At 68.7% G+C, this 17,587-nt stretch carries 13 protein-coding genes; 6 read left to right on the forward strand and 7 right to left on the reverse strand.

The genetic code is table 11. The features are described 5' to 3' along the window. Positions 1-102 precede the first annotated feature (102 nt). The 3 genes from LZ605_RS21650 to LZ605_RS21660 all read right to left on the reverse strand — a co-directional run bounded on the left by LZ605_RS21650 (position 103) and on the right by LZ605_RS21660 (position 4,693). Complete coding sequence (locus LZ605_RS21650; protein WP_249843287.1) at positions 103-2,898, reverse strand: TonB-dependent receptor; 2,796 nt, start codon at positions 2,896-2,898, stop codon at positions 103-105. A 190-nt stretch (positions 2,899-3,088) separates the two neighbouring features. Then, a complete protein-coding gene (locus LZ605_RS21655) occupies positions 3,089-3,739 on the reverse strand; it encodes an energy transducer TonB (RefSeq protein WP_249843288.1) in 651 nt (216 codons plus the stop codon). A gap of 216 nt (positions 3,740-3,955) precedes the next feature. Then, complete coding sequence (locus LZ605_RS21660; RefSeq protein WP_249843289.1) at positions 3,956-4,693, reverse strand: SIMPL domain-containing protein; 738 nt, start codon at positions 4,691-4,693, stop codon at positions 3,956-3,958. Positions 4,694-4,822: 129 nt separating this feature from the next. Between LZ605_RS21660 and LZ605_RS21665 the strand changes: the two genes are divergently transcribed. Genes LZ605_RS21665 through tldD form a run of 4 tightly spaced genes read left to right on the forward strand, consistent with a single transcriptional unit; the run spans position 4,823 to position 12,302 of the window. Then, complete coding sequence (locus tag LZ605_RS21665; protein WP_107231117.1) at positions 4,823-5,431, forward strand: Maf family nucleotide pyrophosphatase; 609 nt, start codon at positions 4,823-4,825, stop codon at positions 5,429-5,431. Next, the gene (gene rng, locus LZ605_RS21670; protein WP_107231116.1) at positions 5,424-6,911 is read left to right on the forward strand and encodes a ribonuclease G; all 1,488 of its coding nucleotides are present in this window, start codon (positions 5,424-5,426) and stop codon (positions 6,909-6,911) included. Before LZ605_RS21665 ends, rng begins: the two co-directional genes overlap by 8 nt. Positions 6,912-6,941: 30 nt before the next feature. Then, complete coding sequence (locus LZ605_RS21675) at positions 6,942-10,799, forward strand: YhdP family protein (RefSeq protein ID WP_249843290.1); 3,858 nt, start codon at positions 6,942-6,944, stop codon at positions 10,797-10,799. Between the two features lie 57 nt (positions 10,800-10,856). Continuing rightward, the gene (gene tldD / locus LZ605_RS21680) at positions 10,857-12,302 is read left to right on the forward strand and encodes a metalloprotease TldD (RefSeq protein ID WP_249843291.1); all 1,446 of its coding nucleotides are present in this window, start codon (positions 10,857-10,859) and stop codon (positions 12,300-12,302) included. Positions 12,303-12,343: 41 nt separating this feature from the next. Here the strand turns inward: tldD and yjgA are convergent, their stop codons facing one another. Beyond that, positions 12,344-12,931, reverse strand: a complete 588-nt coding sequence (gene yjgA, locus LZ605_RS21685) for a ribosome biogenesis factor YjgA (RefSeq protein WP_249843292.1) — start codon at positions 12,929-12,931, stop codon at positions 12,344-12,346. A gap of 68 nt (positions 12,932-12,999) precedes the next feature. Between yjgA and pmbA the strand changes: the two genes are divergently transcribed. Both pmbA and LZ605_RS21695 read left to right on the forward strand, forming a co-directional pair. Beyond that, a complete protein-coding gene (gene pmbA / locus LZ605_RS21690; RefSeq protein WP_249843293.1) occupies positions 13,000-14,367 on the forward strand; it encodes a metalloprotease PmbA in 1,368 nt (455 codons plus the stop codon). Between the two features lie 87 nt (positions 14,368-14,454). After that, a complete protein-coding gene (locus LZ605_RS21695; protein WP_040007321.1) occupies positions 14,455-14,826 on the forward strand; it encodes a DUF4870 domain-containing protein in 372 nt (123 codons plus the stop codon). Between the two features lie 77 nt (positions 14,827-14,903). Here LZ605_RS21695 and LZ605_RS21700 read toward each other — a convergent pair whose 3' ends face one another. The 3 genes from LZ605_RS21700 to tilS are packed head-to-tail and all read right to left on the reverse strand — an operon-like array spanning position 14,904 to position 17,355. Then, positions 14,904-15,782, reverse strand: coding sequence for a polyprenyl synthetase family protein (locus LZ605_RS21700; RefSeq protein WP_249843294.1), 879 nt, complete (start codon positions 15,780-15,782; stop codon positions 14,904-14,906). After that, positions 15,772-16,032, reverse strand: a complete 261-nt coding sequence (locus LZ605_RS21705; protein WP_188240762.1) for an exodeoxyribonuclease VII small subunit — start codon at positions 16,030-16,032, stop codon at positions 15,772-15,774. Before LZ605_RS21705 ends, LZ605_RS21700 begins: the two co-directional genes overlap by 11 nt. A 36-nt stretch (positions 16,033-16,068) precedes the next feature. Beyond that, positions 16,069-17,355, reverse strand: coding sequence for a tRNA lysidine(34) synthetase TilS (gene tilS / locus LZ605_RS21710; RefSeq protein ID WP_249843295.1), 1,287 nt, complete (start codon positions 17,353-17,355; stop codon positions 16,069-16,071). Positions 17,356-17,587: the final 232 nt, after the last annotated feature.

Raw genomic sequence — 17,587 nt, forward strand, 5'->3', positions numbered from 1 at the left:
GCAGCTCCGGTCAGGGACTGCATCATCGCTGTTGCCGCGTGTGTACAAAAGCAAAGGCCCGGGGATGAACCCGGGCCTCTGCAGGTGACGCGCCGCGATGGATCAGCGGAAGGTGTACTTGGCGCCCACGGTGAAGTAACGGCCCAGTGCACCGGAGAAGTGCATCGGGTTGTAGTTCACGCCGCCGTAGGTGGTCGGATCGAGCGGTGCGATGCGGTCGAACACGTTGGCCACCGAGGCATTGAGCTCGAAGGCGTCGGTGATGTTCCAGCGGCCGGACAGATCGAAGGTGGTGAACGAAGAGATCTTCGTCACCGGCGTGCCGTCCTCATAGAACGCCTGGTAGTCGCCGCCACGCTTGTCGGTGTTGTCCATCTTGCTGATGTAGTTGGCAACACCGCTCACGCTCCACGCACCCTGCTTCCAGGTGGTGCCGAAGTTGATCTTGTCCTTCGGCGTACCGATGCAGTTGGTCACGTCGCAGTTGCCGTGCGTGCCGGCATAGTCAACGGTCTCACCGCCTTCGGTGCGCTCGAACTTCAGGATGTGGCTCCACTGCAGGTCCAGCTCCAGCTGGCCCGGGCCCATATCGAAGGTCTGGCGGATATCGGTATCGATACCGCGGACCCGCGACGAACTGGCGTTCACATAGCCGGTGTTGACGGCCAGGATGCTGCCGGAGTTGGGCACGCCACCGATGTTGTTGGAGTCGCGCAGCACGTTGCCGGCGAGGATGGCGGCTGCGGTGTTGCCCTGCACGATCTCGTTGGTGCGCTTGATCTGCCAGGCATCGACGGTCATCGAGGTGGTCGAGGTCGGCTGCAGCACCAGGCCCACCGAGTAGCTCTTGGACTCTTCCGGCTTCAGGTCCTTGTTCGGGCGGGTGATGATCGCGATCGAGCGCGGGGTGCACTCGTCGGCACTGATGGCGCAGCGCACCGGATCGCGGGCGTTGGAGAAGGCAGCCAGGCCACCGTCACCGTTCTCGGCCGGGTTCGGCGCGCGGAAGCCTTCGGCATAGCTGGCGCGCAGTGCGATCCAGTCGGCCGGCGTCCACTTCACGCCCAGCTTCGGCGTGGCCTTGCCTTCACCACTTTCGTACTTGTCGTAACGCACCGCGCCGGACAGTTCCAGCTGTTCCAGCACTGGCGCGGACAACTCGACGTAGCCGGCGTACACGTTCTGGGTGCCGTCGTAGGCCGAGTAGCCCAGGCCGATGATGTCACCCTGGTCGGTGTAGGTCTGCGGGGTCAGGCTGTTGCTGGTCTTGCGCCACTCGGTACCGATGGCCAGGCCCAGCGGGCCACCCTTGAGGTCGGCCAAGCTGCGCGACACGGTGAAGTCGAACATGTCCAGGCTGGACTTGGCGCGCGCGCTGATGGTCGGCGAGATGTAGTCGTACAGTGCCTGCGAGTTCAGGTTGGCGTTGTCGCCGATGCGCCAGGTACCGCCGGCGCAGTTCGGGTTGCCCAGCGCGCACAGCACCGAGCTGTAACGCAGGAAGCCGGTGCGCTTGTTGACCAGGTCGGTGCCCGAATGCAGGTAGGCGGTGTCGTAGCTCCAGTCGCCCCAGTTGCCCTTGGCACCCACCAGGAAGCGGTTGAACTCGTTGGTGTTGTCGGTCACGCGCGGGCCGACGTCCCACGCGCTGTAGCGCAGGCGCGCCGCATACGGCAGCGGGTTGTCCGGATGCCCGGCATAGAGCATCGTCGCGCCGTCACCGCTGCTGGCGTTTCTCGGACCGCCGGGGAAGCCCCAGCCACCGGACACGCTGGAAGGGGTGTTGCTGAAGATGGTTTCCTTCTTCGAGTAGCCGATCTCGGTGTAGATCTCGCCGCCTTCGCCGAAGGCGAACGTGGCGCGGCCGAACACGTTGATGTACTTCTCTTCCGGGGTCAGGTCGCGATACTGCTGCGCCGGATCCCACAGGCAGCCCTGCGCCGCCGAAGAGGCTTCGGTCTGGCCCGGGATGGTGCTCAGGTTGGCGCAGCCCGGCAGGGCGACCAGGTGCGGCGACGGCGCATCATTGTTGAACACCGAGCCGTTCGGGCCGACGCCGCCGTTGGTGCGGCCGCTGAGGTAGGCGCCGCCAAGGAACTGCGCGTCGGTGGCGTCATAGCCCCACTGGCGCGTGTCGCCGGTGCCGATCCACTTGCGGTTCTTGCGGTCGCTGATCTTGATCGCGTCGGACTTGCCGACATCCAGGCTGAAGAATGCGTTCCAGCCATCCTTGGACAGGTCACCGGTACCGGCGGTCAGCGTGGCCTTCTTGGTATCGCCGTCGCTGTCGCCGGACAGGCCGTAGGACGCGCGCAGGATCGCGCCTTCGAAGTCGGTGCGCAGGATGATGTTGACCACGCCGGCGATGGCATCGGAGCCGTAGATCGCCGAAGCGCCGTCCTTCAGCACTTCCACGCGCTCGACGGCATCAAGCGGAATGGTACTGAGGTCGGTGAACACCTTCTGGCCGTCGTCGGCCAGGCCGTAGGTCGCCATGCGGCGGCCATTCAGCAGCACCAGCGTCGAGCCGGCACCGAGGCCGCGCAGCGAGATGCCGGCGCCGCCACCGGCGAAGCCGTTGCCGAAGGTCTTGGGAATGGAGCCGGCGCCATCGGCGGTGATCGTCTGCAGGTACTCGGCCAGGGTGGTCTTGCCACTGCGGTCGATTTCCTGGCGGCTCACTACCTGCACCGGGGACGGCGTCTCGGTGTTGGTGCGCGGGATGTTGGAGCCGGTGACGGTGATGCGGTCGAGGTTGGTGGCTTGTTCCTGCGCGAAGGCGGAGGAGGAAGCGACGGCGCCGACCAGCAGCAGGGCGCCGCCGGTGAGGATGTGGGTGATGGACGATGCCAGGGTGGTGCGGCGGCGGCTGGCGGGCCGTTGGATCGGGTGTTTCACAGCTTCTCTCCTAACTGGAAAACCGTAGCGTTGAGGGCTGTCGCCGGATCAGTACCGGGACGCGCCAATCTAGGTTTCCAGCGAGTGACGACGCCGTGAAATTTTGCTTAATCGGTAACATCTGGACGGGAAAGGCCCGCCGCGCTCGCCGTCGGTTGCCGGCCCGGGTCCTGCCGGGCCGGCCACCGGGTCAGTCGGGCAGGGAGAACTGCACCGGCACCAGGCCGATGGCCGGAACCGCTGCGCCGTCACGTAGGGCAGGCTCGAAACGCCAGTGCCGCAGCACCTGCTGGCGGGCGGCCTGGTCGAGCGTTCGCGAACCACTGCTGCGCTCGATACTCACCGTGACCGGCTGGCCGCGGTCGTCCACCTCCACCCGCAGCAGCACCGTGCCCTGCTCGTGATTGCGCAGGGCCGGGATCGGGTAGGCCGGCGGCGGGGCGCTGAGGTATTGCAGCTGGGCGCCGGGCATGGGGGGCGAACGGTCGATGGTCAGCGCCTGCGGCACCGGCGCGGATTCGGCGGCGGGGGTGACGATGCCCTGCGCTTTCTCCAGCGTGGCCGTCGGCGGTGGCAGCAGCGCGGTTTCCCTTGGCACCGTCTGCTGTTTCGGCACCACGTCCACGTGTTGCGGCGGGGTGGGCGGCGCGGGCGGAGGCGGCAGCTCCCTGGGAATCAACCGCACCGTGGTGTCGTCGCGCGGCAACGCCGTGATGGCCTGGTAGGTGGCCGGGACCAGCAGCAACAGGAACGCGAGCAGATGCAGGGCGATGGCCGCGCTCCAGGCGGCAACGCGGGCGGGGTCGAAATGCGCGGATGCAACAGGATACGTACGAACCATGGTCCACCTCCATGCCAGTGACGAAGTCCTCAACGCACCAGGGCCCGTGGCGGGGTTGTCGCACGCGGCTGGCAGTGCATCAGTAGCGCGGCGCAACGGCTACTGCCTAGAGGCAGGGTCCGAATCGTTGGGCTGGCCTTCAGCCAGCCCCGCCGACAGGCGTGAAAAAGGCGGGCCCGCTGCGGGACCCGCCTCTGTCTACAGGCCAGAACGCGATCAGCGCCCCAGTTCGAACACCACGTCCAGATTGACCGAGACGGTGGATTCGCCCGGGGCGACCGGGGTGGCCTTGTCCATCGCCGCGCCGGCGGCCATGGTGCGCATCATCGGCATCGGGCGATAACCGCCGCCGGCATTCTCGGAGATGCTGACGATGCGGCGCACCTGCAGGCCCAGCGACTTGGCATAGGTCTGGGCACGGGCCTGGGCCTTCTTCAGCGCGGCCAGGCGGGCCTCGTCATACACCGGTTCGGGCTGGTCGATCTCGAAGCTGGGGCCGTTGACCTGGTTGGCGCCCTGTGCGGCCAGTGCGTCGAGCACCTTGCCGAGCTTGGCGATGTCACGCACCTTCAGGCTGACCGTGTTGCTGGCCTGGTAGCCGGTGATCTTCGGCGCTTCGTTGTCGGCATAGCGGTACTGCGGGTTGAGGCTGACGCCGCTGGTCTGCACGTCGCGCTCGGCGATGCCGGCGGCCTTGATCGCGGCCAGGACCTTGTCCATCTGCTGGGCATTCTGGCGCATCGCGCTGTTGCCGTCGGCGGCCTGGGTGACCACGCCGGCCGACAGGGTGGCCACGTCCGGCACGCGGGTGGCTTCGGCGTTGGCCGAGACGTTCAGCAGGGTGCCTTCGGCCGGGGCGGCGATCGACGGCGACGACGGAGCGGCATGGGCGGTCATCGAGGTTCCAAGGGCGAGGGACAGGGCAAGCAGCAGCGGGGTGGCGGTCAGGCGCATGGGATCTCCTTGTTGTGCGGTGAGGGTGGTGTCGTAGCGATGAACGCGCTGTGAGCCCGTGCGGGGTTGAACGCATTCCGGAACGGGTTGCCGACGATTCAGGTGGCGGCCTCAGGTTATGCTGTGCCGATGCTCTATCTTGCTTCCCGCTCCCCCCGACGCAACCAGCTGCTGGCCCGACTCGGACGCCCCTTCCAGGCCCTGGACCTGGAGGTCGTCGAGCAGCGCGCGGCGACTGAAAGCGCCGAACACTATGTCTGCCGGGTCGCCGCCGACAAGGCGCGTGCCGGGCTGGCGCGGGTGCGGGCTGACGACCCGCAGGCGCGGGTGCTGGGCTCGGACACCGAAGTGGTGCTGGACGGTGAAGTGTTCGGCAAGCCGGCCGATGCGGCCGATGCGCGCGCGATGCTGGCACGCCTGGCCGGCCGTACCCACCAGGTGATGACGGCAGTGGTGGTGGTCGGCGCCGACGGCGAGGACACCGAGCTGGTCATTTCCGAGGTGACCTTCGCCCCGATCGCTGCGGCCGACATCGCCGCCTACGTGGCCACCGGCGAACCGCTGGACAAGGCCGGCGCCTACGCCATCCAGGGCGGGGCCGAGCGCTGGATCGAACACCTTTCCGGCAGCTACTCCGGCGTGATGGGGCTGCCGCTGCTGCACACCGATCGTCTGCTGGCACGTTGCGGCGTGCCGGCTCCTACTGCCGATGCCGCCAGGGAGGCTGCCGATGTCTGAAGAAATCCTGGTCAATGTGACCCCGCGCGAGACCCGGGTCGCGGTGATCGAAAATGGCATGCTGCAGGAACTGCACATCGAGCGCGGCTGGCGCCGTGGCGTGGTCGGCAACATCTACCGGGGCAAGGTGCAGCGGGTCATGCCCGGCATGCAGGCGGCTTTCGTCGAAGTCGGGTTGGAACGCGCGGCGTTCCTGCACGCCAACGATGTGGTGCGTCCGGCACCGGTGGCCAGTGCCGATACCGAGAACACCACCCTGCCGCCGCCGGCCAGCGTGCCGATCGTCGAGCTGCTGCGCGACGGCCAGGACATCGTGGTGCAGGTGGTGAAGGACCCGATCGGCACCAAGGGCGCGCGGCTGACCACGCAGATCAGCATTCCCTCGCGCTACATGGTGCTGCTGCCGCAGTCGAAGGTGGTGGGGGTGTCGGCGCGCATCGAGGATGAAACCGAACGCGCGCGGCTGAAGGCGCTGGTGACCGAACTGTCGGCACAGCACGGTGGCTACGGCTACATCGTGCGCACCAATGCCGAAGGCCAGCCGGCCGAGGCCATCGCCGAGGACATCGCCTACCTGTCGCGGGTATGGAACGTGGTCGAGCGCCGCGGCCGCGAAGCGCCGCCGTGCAGCATCATCTATGAAGACCTGAGCCTGCCGCTGCGTTCGGTACGCGACCTGATCCGCAAGGACGTGGACAAGGTGAAGGTCGACTCGAAGGAGACCTTCGCCCAGCTGCAGGCCTTCGTTGCCAAGTACATGCCGGTGCTGGCCGAGAAGATCGAGCTGTATTCCGGCGACCGCCCGATCTTCGACATGTTCGGCGTGGAAGACGAGATCGGCCGCGCGCTGGACAAGCAGGTACCGCTGAAGTCCGGCGGCTACCTGGTGATCGACCAGACCGAGGCGATGACCACCATCGATGTGAACACCGGTTCGTTCCTCGGCCAGCGCAATCTGGAAGAGACGGTGTTCCGCACCAACCTGGAAGCGGCACAGGCGGTGGCCCGACAGCTGCGCCTGCGCAACCTGGGCGGCATCATCATCATCGACTTCATCGACATGGACGATGCCGAGCATCGCCGCCAGGTGCTGCGTACCCTGGAAAAGGCGCTGGCCCGCGACCATGCCAAGACCACGGTTTATGACTTCTCGCCGTTGGGCCTGGTGGAGATGACGCGCAAGCGCACGGTCGAAAGCCTGGAGCGCCAGCTGTCGGAAACCTGCCCGCAGTGCAGCGGCCGTGGCAGCATCAAGACCACCGAGACGGTCACCTACGAGATCTTCCGCGAGATCACCCGTGCGGTGCGCCAGTTCGATGCGGCGCGCCTGCTGGTGATCGCTTCGAGCAAAGTGGTCGCGCGCATCACCGACGAGGAATCCTCGGCGGTGGCCGAGCTGGAGGAATTCCTCGGCAAGAGCATCCGCTTCCAGGCGGACGAGCAGTACCTGCAGGAGCAGTTCGATGTCGTTCTGCTCTGATCCTCGCCGGCTGCAGGCCGGCGGTGGCCGATGAGCGCGCCACCGCGCCTGCGACTGCGAAGGATCCGCCGTCATTTCATTGCCGCCTGTGCGGTGGGCCTGGTTGGGCTTGCACTGCTGGTGGGCACGCTCAGCCAGCTGTTGCCGCTGGCCGAGCGTCATCCCGGGACGATTGCCGCCTGGCTGAGCGAGCGTGCCGGCCAGCCGGTGCGTTTTGACCAGCTGCAGACCGCCTGGACCCGGCGCGGCCCGCTGCTGCAGCTGAAGGGCCTGCGCATCGGCGCCGGCCAGGGCCTGGCCATCGGCGAGGCCGAGGTGCTGGTGTCGATGTACAGCGGGCTGCTGCCCGGGCGTTCGCTGACCGAGCTGCGCCTGCGTGGCCTGGCGTTGGACCTGCAACAGGGCCAGGACGGTCGCTGGTCGGTGCGTGGGCTGCCGCAGTCCAGCAGCGGGGGGGACCCGCTGGATGCACTGCGCCGGCTCGGCGAACTGCAGGTGATCGAGGGCCGCCTGGGCGTGCACGCGCCGCAGCTGGGCATCGATGCCACCTTGCCGCGCATCGACCTGCGCCTGCGGGTCAATGGCGACCGCCTGCGGGTAGGCGTACGTGCGTGGGCGCAGGCGGACGCGCTGCCGCTGACCGCGGTGCTGGACGTGGACCGCCGCCATGGCAACGGCCAGGCCTGGCTGGGTGCCGATCCTGTTGATTTCCATGCCTGGTCGCCACTGCTGGCGGCCGGCGGCGTGCGCCTGCGTGAAGGCAAGGGCGAATTGAACCTGTGGCTGACCCTGCGCGACTTCGCGCCGGTGGCGCTGACCACCGACTCGGACCTGCGCGGGGTGCGCGTGCAGGGCGCTGCGATGCCCGGCGTGGCAGCCCCGCAGCTGCAGCTGCAGCGCGTGCAGGCGCGACTGCGCTGGCAGCGCCAGGCCGAGGGCTGGGCATTGCAGGTGCCGCGCCTGCGCCTGACCACGGACGAGGGCGAGCAGCGGCTCGATGGCTTGCAGGTGCAGGTGGGCAGGCAGCTGCGGGTGAGCGCCGCGGCGGCACAGGCGGGGACCGCGTTGCGTGGCCTGGCCCTGAGCGATCGCCTGCCGGCGGACCTGCGTCGCTGGCTGTTCCTGTCCCGGCCACAGCTGGAGGTGGCTGAGCTGCAGCTGGCCGGCGAACGCGACGGCCCGTTGTGGGCGCAGGGCGAACTGCAGTCGCTGGGCTTTGCCAGCGTGGGCGGGTCCCCGGGCGTGCGCGGTTTGGGCGGCCGTTTCGAGGGCGATGCCAACGGTTTCAGCCTGCAGCTGCAACCGCAGCGCCAGCTGCAGTTCGATTGGCCAACGGGCTTTGGCGTACGCCACGACCTGCACCTGGCAGGGCAGGTGGTGGGCTGGCGCGACGAAGGCGGTGGCTGGCGCATCGGAACGCCGGCGATGCGCGTGGAAGGCACCGACTACGCCGCCGATGTGCGCGGTGGGGTCTGGTTCCAGGGCGATGGCACGCGGCCGTGGCTGCAGCTGGCGGCCAAGCTGGACGACGTGCCGATGACCGCGGCCAAGCGCTTCTGGATCCATTCCAAGATGAGCAAGGGCGCTACCGACTGGCTGGACATGGCGCTGGCCGGCGGCCAGGTACGCGGCGGTGTCGGCCTGGTCACCGGTGACCTGGACGACTGGCCGTTCGACAACCACGATGGCCGCTTCGAGGCCACCGGCCACATCACCCAGGGTGAGATCCGCTTCCAGCACGACTGGCCGTTGATGAGCCAGGTCGATGCCGACATCGCCTTCATCGGCCCCGGCTTCGACATGCGCGGACGCGGTGATCTGGCCGGGGTGGCCGTGCAGACCTTCGAAGCGGGCATTGCCGACTTCGGCCAGCAGCCCCTGTATGTGCGCGCCGACGCGCAGAGCGAGGCCGGCAAGCTGCTGGCGATGCTGCGGCAAAGCCCGCTGCACAAGGACTACGGCGACACCCTGGACAATCTCACCGCTGCCGGCCCTGCGCACGTGACGTTCGATCTGCTGCAGCCGCTGCACCACGATGAAGGGGGCGGCCACCTGCAGGGCACGGTCGATCTGGCCGGCGTGAAGCTGGTCGACAAGCGCTTCCAGCTGGCGTTCGACAACATGCACGGGCAGGCGCGCTACAGCAATGGCGGTTTCGATGCCGAGGAACTGTCGGTGCGGCATCTCGGCCAGGACGGCCGCCTGAGCCTGCGTGCCGGTGGCTACGTGCGTGACAGCAGGCTGGCCTTCGAATCGCAGCTGTCGGCCCATCTCGATGCCGGGGTGTTGATCGACCGCGCGCCGGAAATGGCCTGGCTCAAGCCCTATATCAACGGCACCTCGGCCTGGACCATCGCGGTGAACCTGCCCAAGGTGGCGCCGGGGGCGCCGGCCCCGCCCAGCGAGCTGCGGTTGAGTTCGGATCTGGTCGGGACCCGCCTGGACCTGCCGGCACCGCTGGACAAGCCGGCCACCGAGCCGCTGGCGACCTCGGTGGCCGCGCAGCTGCCGATGGGCGCCGGCCGCATCGACGTGGCGTTCGGCCAGCGCCTGGCCCTGGCCGCGCGCAGCCACAACAACCAGACCGGCGTACAGGTCACGCTCGGCAGCGACCGTGTTGACCGCGAGCCGCCGCCGAACGGGCTGACGGTCAATGGCCGCAGCCCGACCCTGGACGCACTGGAGTGGATCGGCCTGGCACGCGGCGGCAGTGACGATGATGCGATGCCGCTGCGCGCAGTGGACGTGCAGGTCGGCCAGCTGAAGCTGATCGGCGGCGTGTTCGAGCAGACCCGCTTGCAGCTGCGCCCGGGCGCGCAGGCGCTGGACGTGCGCCTGGATGGCCCTTCGCTGGCTGGCCGCCTGACCGTGCCCAACGCCGAAGGCGGCACCATCAGTGGCCAGCTCGACCGCGTGCACTGGCAATCGCTGCCGGCGGCGCCGGGGGCGACGCCGGCACCGGCGCGGGTGCAGGCCGGTGCCAATGACATGGACCCGGCAAAGCTGCCACCGTTCGCGCTGGACATTGCCGACCTGAAGTTCGGCAAGGTGGTGCTGGGCCAGGCGGTGCTGCGCACGCGCCCGCTGGCCAACGGCCTGAACGTGGACGAGCTGCGCTTCCGTGCACCGGACCAGGAAATCGACATCAGCGGCCGCTGGCTGGGCCGCAGCGGCGGTGCCCGCACCGAACTGACCGCGCAGGTGCGCAGTGAAGACCTGGGCGGGCTGATGCAGAACCTCGACTATGGTGGCCAGTTGCGCGGGGGGGCCGGCCAGGCGCAGCTGCAGGCCTCCTGGAGTGGTGGCCCATCGGACTTCCAGCTGGCCAATCTGCAGGGCAGCCTGGACCTGCATGCGCGCAACGGCCAGCTGCTGGAGCTGGAACCGGGCGCCGGCCGCGTCCTGGGCCTGCTGAGCGTCACCCAGCTGCCGCGCCGCCTGATGTTCGACTTCCGCGACTTCTTCTCCAAGGGCTTCGCGTTCAACCAGATTGACGGCCGCATGCAGTTCGGCCAGGGCATGGCGCGCACCGACAAGGTGCTGATCGAAGGCCCGGCGGCGAACATCACCATCCGCGGCCAGGCCGACCTGCGCAACCAGCAGTTCGACCAGACCATCGACGTCAACCCGCGCGCCGGCAACCTGCTGACCGTGGTCGGCGCGGTGGCCGGTGGCCCGGTGGGGGCGGCGCTCGGCGCGGCCACCAATGCGGTATTGTCCAAACCGTTGGGCGAGATTGGCGCCCGAACCTACAAGGTGACCGGTCCATGGAAGGAGCCGAAGGTGGAAGTGATCGAACGCAGCCGAGACAAGACCCCGCCAGCGCCCGGACCGGCGCCGGCACCGGCCATTCCGCCCACCGTCACCGACCTGCCGCGCTCGCGCTGAGCCCGGCCCTCCGTCCACGGGGTTGCCTGAGCGCCCCCGCATCCCCAGATCGAGACCATGACTGATATCGCCCTGACGCTTGCCCAAGACCGCCTGCTGCGCCCCGGTGGCCTGGATACCGCCGGCCTGGAGCGCGCCTTCGGCCAGTTGCTCGGCCCGGGTGTCGACTTCGGCGACCTCTATTTCCAGCACGCCCGGCGCGAGAGCTGGAGCGTGGAAGACGGCATCGTCAAGGACGGCGCCCATTCCATCGAGCAGGGCGTGGGCGTACGCGCCATCGCCGGTGAAAAGACCGGTTTCGCCTATTCCGATGACATCCACGCCGACGCACTGCTGACGGCGGCGCAGTCGGCACGTGCGATCTCGCGCGAAGGCGGGGCCCAGTCGGGTCGCTCGCTGCTGCGGGGCACCGCGCGCGCGCTGTACCCGGCGCTGGACCCGATCGACGGCATCGGCAACGAGGCCAAGGTCGAGGTGCTCAAGCGCCTGGACGGTTACCTGCGTGCCGCCGACCCGCGGGTGAAGCAGGTGATGGTCAGCCTGTCCGGCGGCGTCGACACCGTGCTGATCGCCCGCAGCGATGGCGTGCTGGGTGCCGATGTGCGCCCGCTGGTGCGCCTGAACGTGCAGGTGATCGTCGAACACAACGGGCGCCGCGAGTCCGGCTACTCCGGTGGCGGTGGCCGCTTCGGCTACGACGAACTGTTCGCCGGCGGCCGCCCCGAAGCGCTGGCCCGCGAGGCGCTGCGCCAGGCGCTGGTGAATCTGGAGGCCGTGCCGGCCCCGGCCGGAGTGATGCCGGTGGTGCTGGGCCCGGGCTGGCCTGGCGTGCTGCTGCACGAAGCTGTCGGCCATGGCCTGGAAGGTGACTTCAACCGCAAGGGCACCAGCGTCTATGCCGGGCGCATCGGCGAACGCGTGGCGGCGCCGGGGGTGACCATCGTCGACGACGGCACCCTCGACGGGCGCCGCGGCTCGTTGAACATCGACGATGAAGGCCATCCGACCCAGTGCACCACGTTGATCGAGGACGGCATCCTGGTCGGCTACATGCAGGACAGCCTCAATGCGCGGTTGATGGGCATGGCGCCCACCGGCAACGCACGTCGTGAATCCTTCGCGCACCTGACCATGCCACGCATGACCAACACCTACATGCGCGCCGGACAGCACGACCCGCAGGAGATGATCCGTTCGGTGAAGAAGGGCCTGTACGCGGTGAACTTCGGTGGCGGCCAGGTCGACATCACCAGCGGCAAGTACGTCTTCTCGGCCACCGAGGCCTACCTGATCGAGGATGGCCGCATCACCGCGCCGGTGAAGGGCGCAACGCTGATCGGCAACGGCCCGGAAACCATGCAGAAGGTGCGCATGATCGGCAACGACCTCGCCCTCGATGAGGGCGTGGGCGTCTGTGGCAAGGACGGGCAGAGCGTGCCGGTGGGTGTCGGCCAGCCCTCGCTGTTGATCGAGGGCATCACCGTCGGCGGTACCCAGGCCTGAGCAGGGCCATGGCCGCGGCCAGCGCCCTGGCCGACACGGACTCAGTCCGTGTCGGCGTCGTCGACCGTGTCGTCGGCGTCGTCGCCGCTGGCCGTCTTCAGGCCCAGCGCGGCCGGCAGCATCAGCCCGCGCAGCACCTGGTAGATCTCGCGGTAGGCGCGCGGCGGCTTGTTCCTGGCCTTTTCGGCCTGGGCATTGCGTACCAGCGTGCGCAGCTGCTGGCGGTCGGCCTGCGGGTAGTCGTCCAGCAGCGCGGCCAGCGCCGTGTCACCGTCGGCCAGCAGGCGCTCGCGCCAGTCTTCCACGCGGTGCATCATCGCCACCTCGCGGCGGCCGGTTTCGCTGTTGGCGTCCAGCGCATCGCGGATCGCCTCCAGCGTGGCCTCGTCCTCGCGGCGCATGTGCTTGGCCAGGAACGCCAGCTGCCGCTTGTGGGCGATGTGCGCGGTGATCCGCTTGCACTCGGCGATGTGCGGCAGCAGGTCCTCCGGAATCGGCAGGCGCGCCAGCTGGGCCGGGGTCAGCGACACCAGCTTCTCACCCAGGGCCAGTACTTCCAGGGCTTCGCCGCGCTTCTGCTTGCGGCTCTTGTCAAGGAATTCACCGGTTTCTTCGTCGCGTCCGCGCATCGTCCACACCTGCTTTCAAAAAAAGTCGCCCGGCGTGATGCCGGGCCCAACCTGCACAGGATAAAGCATTGAACGTGATCGCCCCTGAAGTCGCCGTCGGTGACGACAGCCCGGCCCGCCTGGAACGGCTGGCCGACCTTTCCCAGCAGCTGCTCGACCGCGCCCGCGCGCTGGGCGCCAGCCAGGCCGAAGTCAGCTGCAGCGAGGACCGCGGCCTGGATGTCAACGTCCGCCTGGGTGAGGTGGAGACCGTGCAGTCCACCCGCGACCGCGGTATCGCCGTGACCGTCTATTTCGGCCAGCGCAAGGGCAGTGCCAGCACCGGAGACCTGAACGAGAGCAGCCTGGCGGCCACCGTCGAGCAGGCCTGCGCGATCGCCCGGCATACCGAGGACGACCCTGCCGCCGGCCTGGCCGAGGCCGCATTGATGGCCACCCACTTCCCGGAACTGGACAGTTGGCACCCGTGGGCGCTGCAGGCCGATGAGGCGGTGGACCTGGCGCTGGCGTGCGAGAACGCCGGGCGCGAGGCCGACGCGCAGATCCGCAACTCCGACGGCGCCTCGGTGTCGAGCATGCAGAGCCTGTCGGTGTACGCCAATTCGCATGGGTTCATCGGCCGCGAGCGCGGCACCCATCATTCGATCGGCTGTGCGCTGATCGCCGGCCAGGGGGATGGCATGCAGCGCGACGGCTGGTACACCAGCGCGCTGGCCCGCGAGGACCTGGAGGACGTGGGCCGGGTCGGGCGCCAGGCCGCCGAGCGCACCGTGGCCCGCCTGCAGCCGCGGTCGCTGGCGACCGGCAGCATGCCGGTGCTGTTTGCCCCGGAAGTGGCGCGCAGCCTGGTGGGACACCTGCTGACGGCCGTGTCCGGCGGCGCGCTGTACCGCCAGGCCAGCTTCCTGCTGGACAGCGTCGGCCAGCGCCTGTTCCCCGAGTGGATGCAGATCGACGAACTGCCGCACCTGCGCCGCGGCCTGCGTTCGGCGGCCTTCGATGGTGATGGCGTGGCCACCCGCGCCTCGGCGCTGGTGCGTGACGGCGTGCTGCAGCGCTACGTGCTGGGCAGCTACTCGGCGCGCAAGCTGGGCCTGCAGACCACCGCCAATGCCGGCGGCGTGCACAACCTGCAGCTGGCGGCCAATGCCGGCTCGCTGCACGAGATCGCCGCCCGGATGGGCAGCGGCCTGCTGGTGACCGAGCTGATGGGGCAGGGCGTGAACGGGGTGACCGGCGACTATTCGCGCGGTGCCGGCGGCTTCCGTGTCGAGAACGGCGAGATCCAGTACCCGGTGGACGGCATCACCATCGCCGGCAATCTGCGCGAGATGTTCAGCAGCATCGAGGCGGTTGGCAGCGACGTCGACCCCCGCTCGCACATCCGGACCGGCTCGATCCTGCTTGGACGAATGACCATCGCCGGTAATGATTGATGGCGTTGATGGCGTAAGCTATCCCCGCCTGACGCAATCAGCCTGGTGCTGGTGGGTCAAGACCACCCAATGAAAAGGAGTTTTGTCGTGAGTGAATTCGATAACGTCCCGCCGCCGCCGGCCACCACCAATGCGCCGGCCGACCAGCGCACCATGGCCCTGGCTGCCCACCTGCTGGGCATCTTCACCTGGTTCATCGGCCCGCTGATCATCTGGCTGATCAACAAGGATGATGCCAGCAAGGCCTTCGTCACCGACCAGGCCAAGGAAGCGCTGAACTTCCAGATCACCATCACCATCGCGATGCTGATCTGCATCGTGCTGACCATCGTGATCATCGGCGGCATCCTGGCGCCGATCGTCGGCATCCTGAACCTGGTGTTCTGCATCATCGCGGCGGTGAAGGCCAACAACGGCGAAGCCTATCGCTATCCGTTCGCGCTGCGCCTGGTCAAGTAAGACCGTCCGCATGTGGAACGGAAAACGCCCGGCACTGCCGGGCGTTTTTTGTTGGTGAGCGCGCAGCGTGGCTGCGATCAGTGATCGCGTTCCACCGCCAGCGTTGCCAGCGCGCGCAGCGCATCGCCCTCTTCGCCGTAGCCGGCCAGGCTGGACTGCATGCGCGCAGCCAGTTCACGCAGCTGCGCCTTGGCGCCGTCCATGCCGAGCAGCGCGGGGAAGGTGCTCTTGTCCTGTGCCTGGTCCTTGCCGGCGGTCTTGCCCAGCTGTTCGGAACTGGCTTCGACATCGAGGATGTCGTCGCGCACCTGGAACGCCAGGCCGAGCGCGTCGGCGAAATGATCCAGCTGGGCCAGCTGCGGCTCGTGGGCCTGGCCGCACAGCGCGCCCATGCGCACCGCCGCGCGGATCAGCGCACCGGTCTTGAGCGCGTGCATGCGGGTCAGTGCCGCCAGCGACTGCTGCTGGCCGGTGGCATCGATATCCAGGGCCTGCCCGCCGCACATGCCGGACGCACCGGACGCATGCGCCAGGGTCTGCAGGCAGGCCACGCGCAGGGTGGCCGGCAGCGGTGCGTCGGCCAGCAGGCCGAAGGCGCGGGTCTGCAGCGCGTCGCCGGCGAGGATCGCCGTGGCTTCGTCAAAGGCGATGTGCGTGGTCGGCTTGCCACGGCGCAGTGCATCGTCGTCCATCGCCGGCAGATCGTCATGCACCAGCGAATAGGCGTGGATCAGTTCGACAGCCATCGCCGCCGCATCCAGGGTTTCGGCCTGCGCGCCGAACAGCTGGCCGCTGGCGTACACCAGCAGCGGGCGCATGCGCTTGCCGCCGCCGAGCACCGAATAGCGCATGGCCTGGTGCAGGCGCTGCGGCGCTTCGGCGGGTGAGGGCAGGGCGGCATCGAGCTGGCTTTCGATGCGGTCGCGCCAGCGCGCGAACAGCAGCTCAGCCGTCATGGCTGGGCGGATCGAAGGGCTCGGACGTTTCCGGCTGGGCCGGATCGCTGAGCAGGCGCACGCGCAGTTCCGCCTGCTCCAGCGCCTGCTGGCACTGCCGGTACAGGCCGACGCCACGTTCGTAAGCACTGAGCGAAGCTTCCAGGCTCAGCTCGCCGGTTTCCATCTGCTCCACCAGCTGCTCCAGCGATTCAAGCGACTGCTCGAACTGGGCGACCGGGGAGGCGTTTTCGGGGGACTTCTTGGCCATGCGGCAAGTGTGGACGGGCTGCGCGCGGGGGTCAATTCACCAACCGCCGGGACGCCACTGCAGCTGCGCGTCCCGGGCCAGCAGCCATGCCTGCAAGGGCGCGCTGATGACCACGTCGGCGGCGGCCAGCAGTTGTCCGTCCGCAAACAGCAGCGGCAGCTGCGCGCGTCGCCACGGCGCGAGGTGCTCGCGTTGCAGGCAGTCCTTCAGCGCATGGGCATGCTGGCGGCCGGGCATCAGGATGCGCTCGCCACCCACCCGCGCACGGATCTGCAACGGCTGCTCGAAAGCACTGGCACCCCGCAGGCGCAGCTGGCCGCCGTCGGGCAGCGGCAATGGCGCGCGGCCATCCCATGTGGCCTGCCAGTCGGCGGGCAGAGCCGGCAGCCGCGCAGGCAGCAGATAGGCATGGTCGCGCCATTGCCGGATGGCATGGTCGTGCCAGCGTACCTGTGCCTGACGGTCATTGGCTGCCGGCAGCAGCTGCTCCAGTGCCTGCTGCAGCACCGTGGCCGGCAGCGGCGGGGCGCCGTGGCCGAGCACCCAGGCGCGCAGCACGCGCGCGGCACGGCCCGGCGAAACCTGGCGCAGCAGTTGCAGCGACAGCACGCGTGGTGCGACTTCCAGGTGTGCGATCAGTTCGGCGTCTTCTTCGTCCAGCAGTTCGCGGGTCTGCCGGCAGTGCGTCGCGCTGCCGGCCAATGCCGCAGCGGCATGCGCCCATCGCTGGCGCAGCAGCGGCAGTACGTGCAGACGCAGGAAGTTGCGATCGGCGTGGTCTTCGCTGTTGCTGGGGTCTTCGATCCAGCACAGCGCGTGCTGCCTGGCGTAGTCGAGCAGCGCGCCGCGTGGTGCATGCAGCAACGGGCGCCACAGGCGGTGTGCGCCGAGCTGATTGTGCTCGGCCATCGCGGCAAGTCCATCGACGCCGGAACCACGCAGTGCACGCAGCAGGAAGGTCTCGGCCTGGTCGTCCTGGTGCTGTGCCAGCGCCAGTGTTTCGCCGTCGCGCAGTTCGGCGGCGAACGCGGCGCGCCGTGCCTGGCGCGCCGCGCCTTCCAGGCCGAGGCCAGGGTGCAGATCAACCTGCACGCGGTGCACGGCCAGTTCCATGCCCAGCGCTGCGCACTGCTGCTGGCAATGCCGCACCCAGTCATCGGCGGCCGGTTGCAGGCCGTGGTGCACGTGCACTGCGCGCAGCGGCGTGGCAGAGGCCTGGGCGCAGCGCCACAGCCAGTGCAGCAGCACGGTCGAGTCGACACCGCCGCTGTAGCCCACCAGCAGCGGTGCATCCAGCGGAACGAGGGCAGGGAAGGCGGTCACGGCGGCAAGTATAGGGTTGCTCGGCAGGGCTGCGCCCTGCACCCGCTACGATCCAGAGCAACAGCAACAGCAACAGCAACAGCAGAAGCTGGTTTCCTGAGGGTAGGCGGTGTGGGTCCGGTTGCGGGGGACGCCGTAAATACGTCCATGTAGGCTCGGTCGCGCCATCCATGGCGCTCACGCCCCCGCAACCGGACCCACACCGCCTTCGACAGACCCCGCGATCTGTTGG

Origin of the sequence: Stenotrophomonas maltophilia, assembly GCF_023518235.1 — a bacterium.
Taxonomy (GTDB): Bacteria; Pseudomonadota; Gammaproteobacteria; order Xanthomonadales; family Xanthomonadaceae; genus Stenotrophomonas.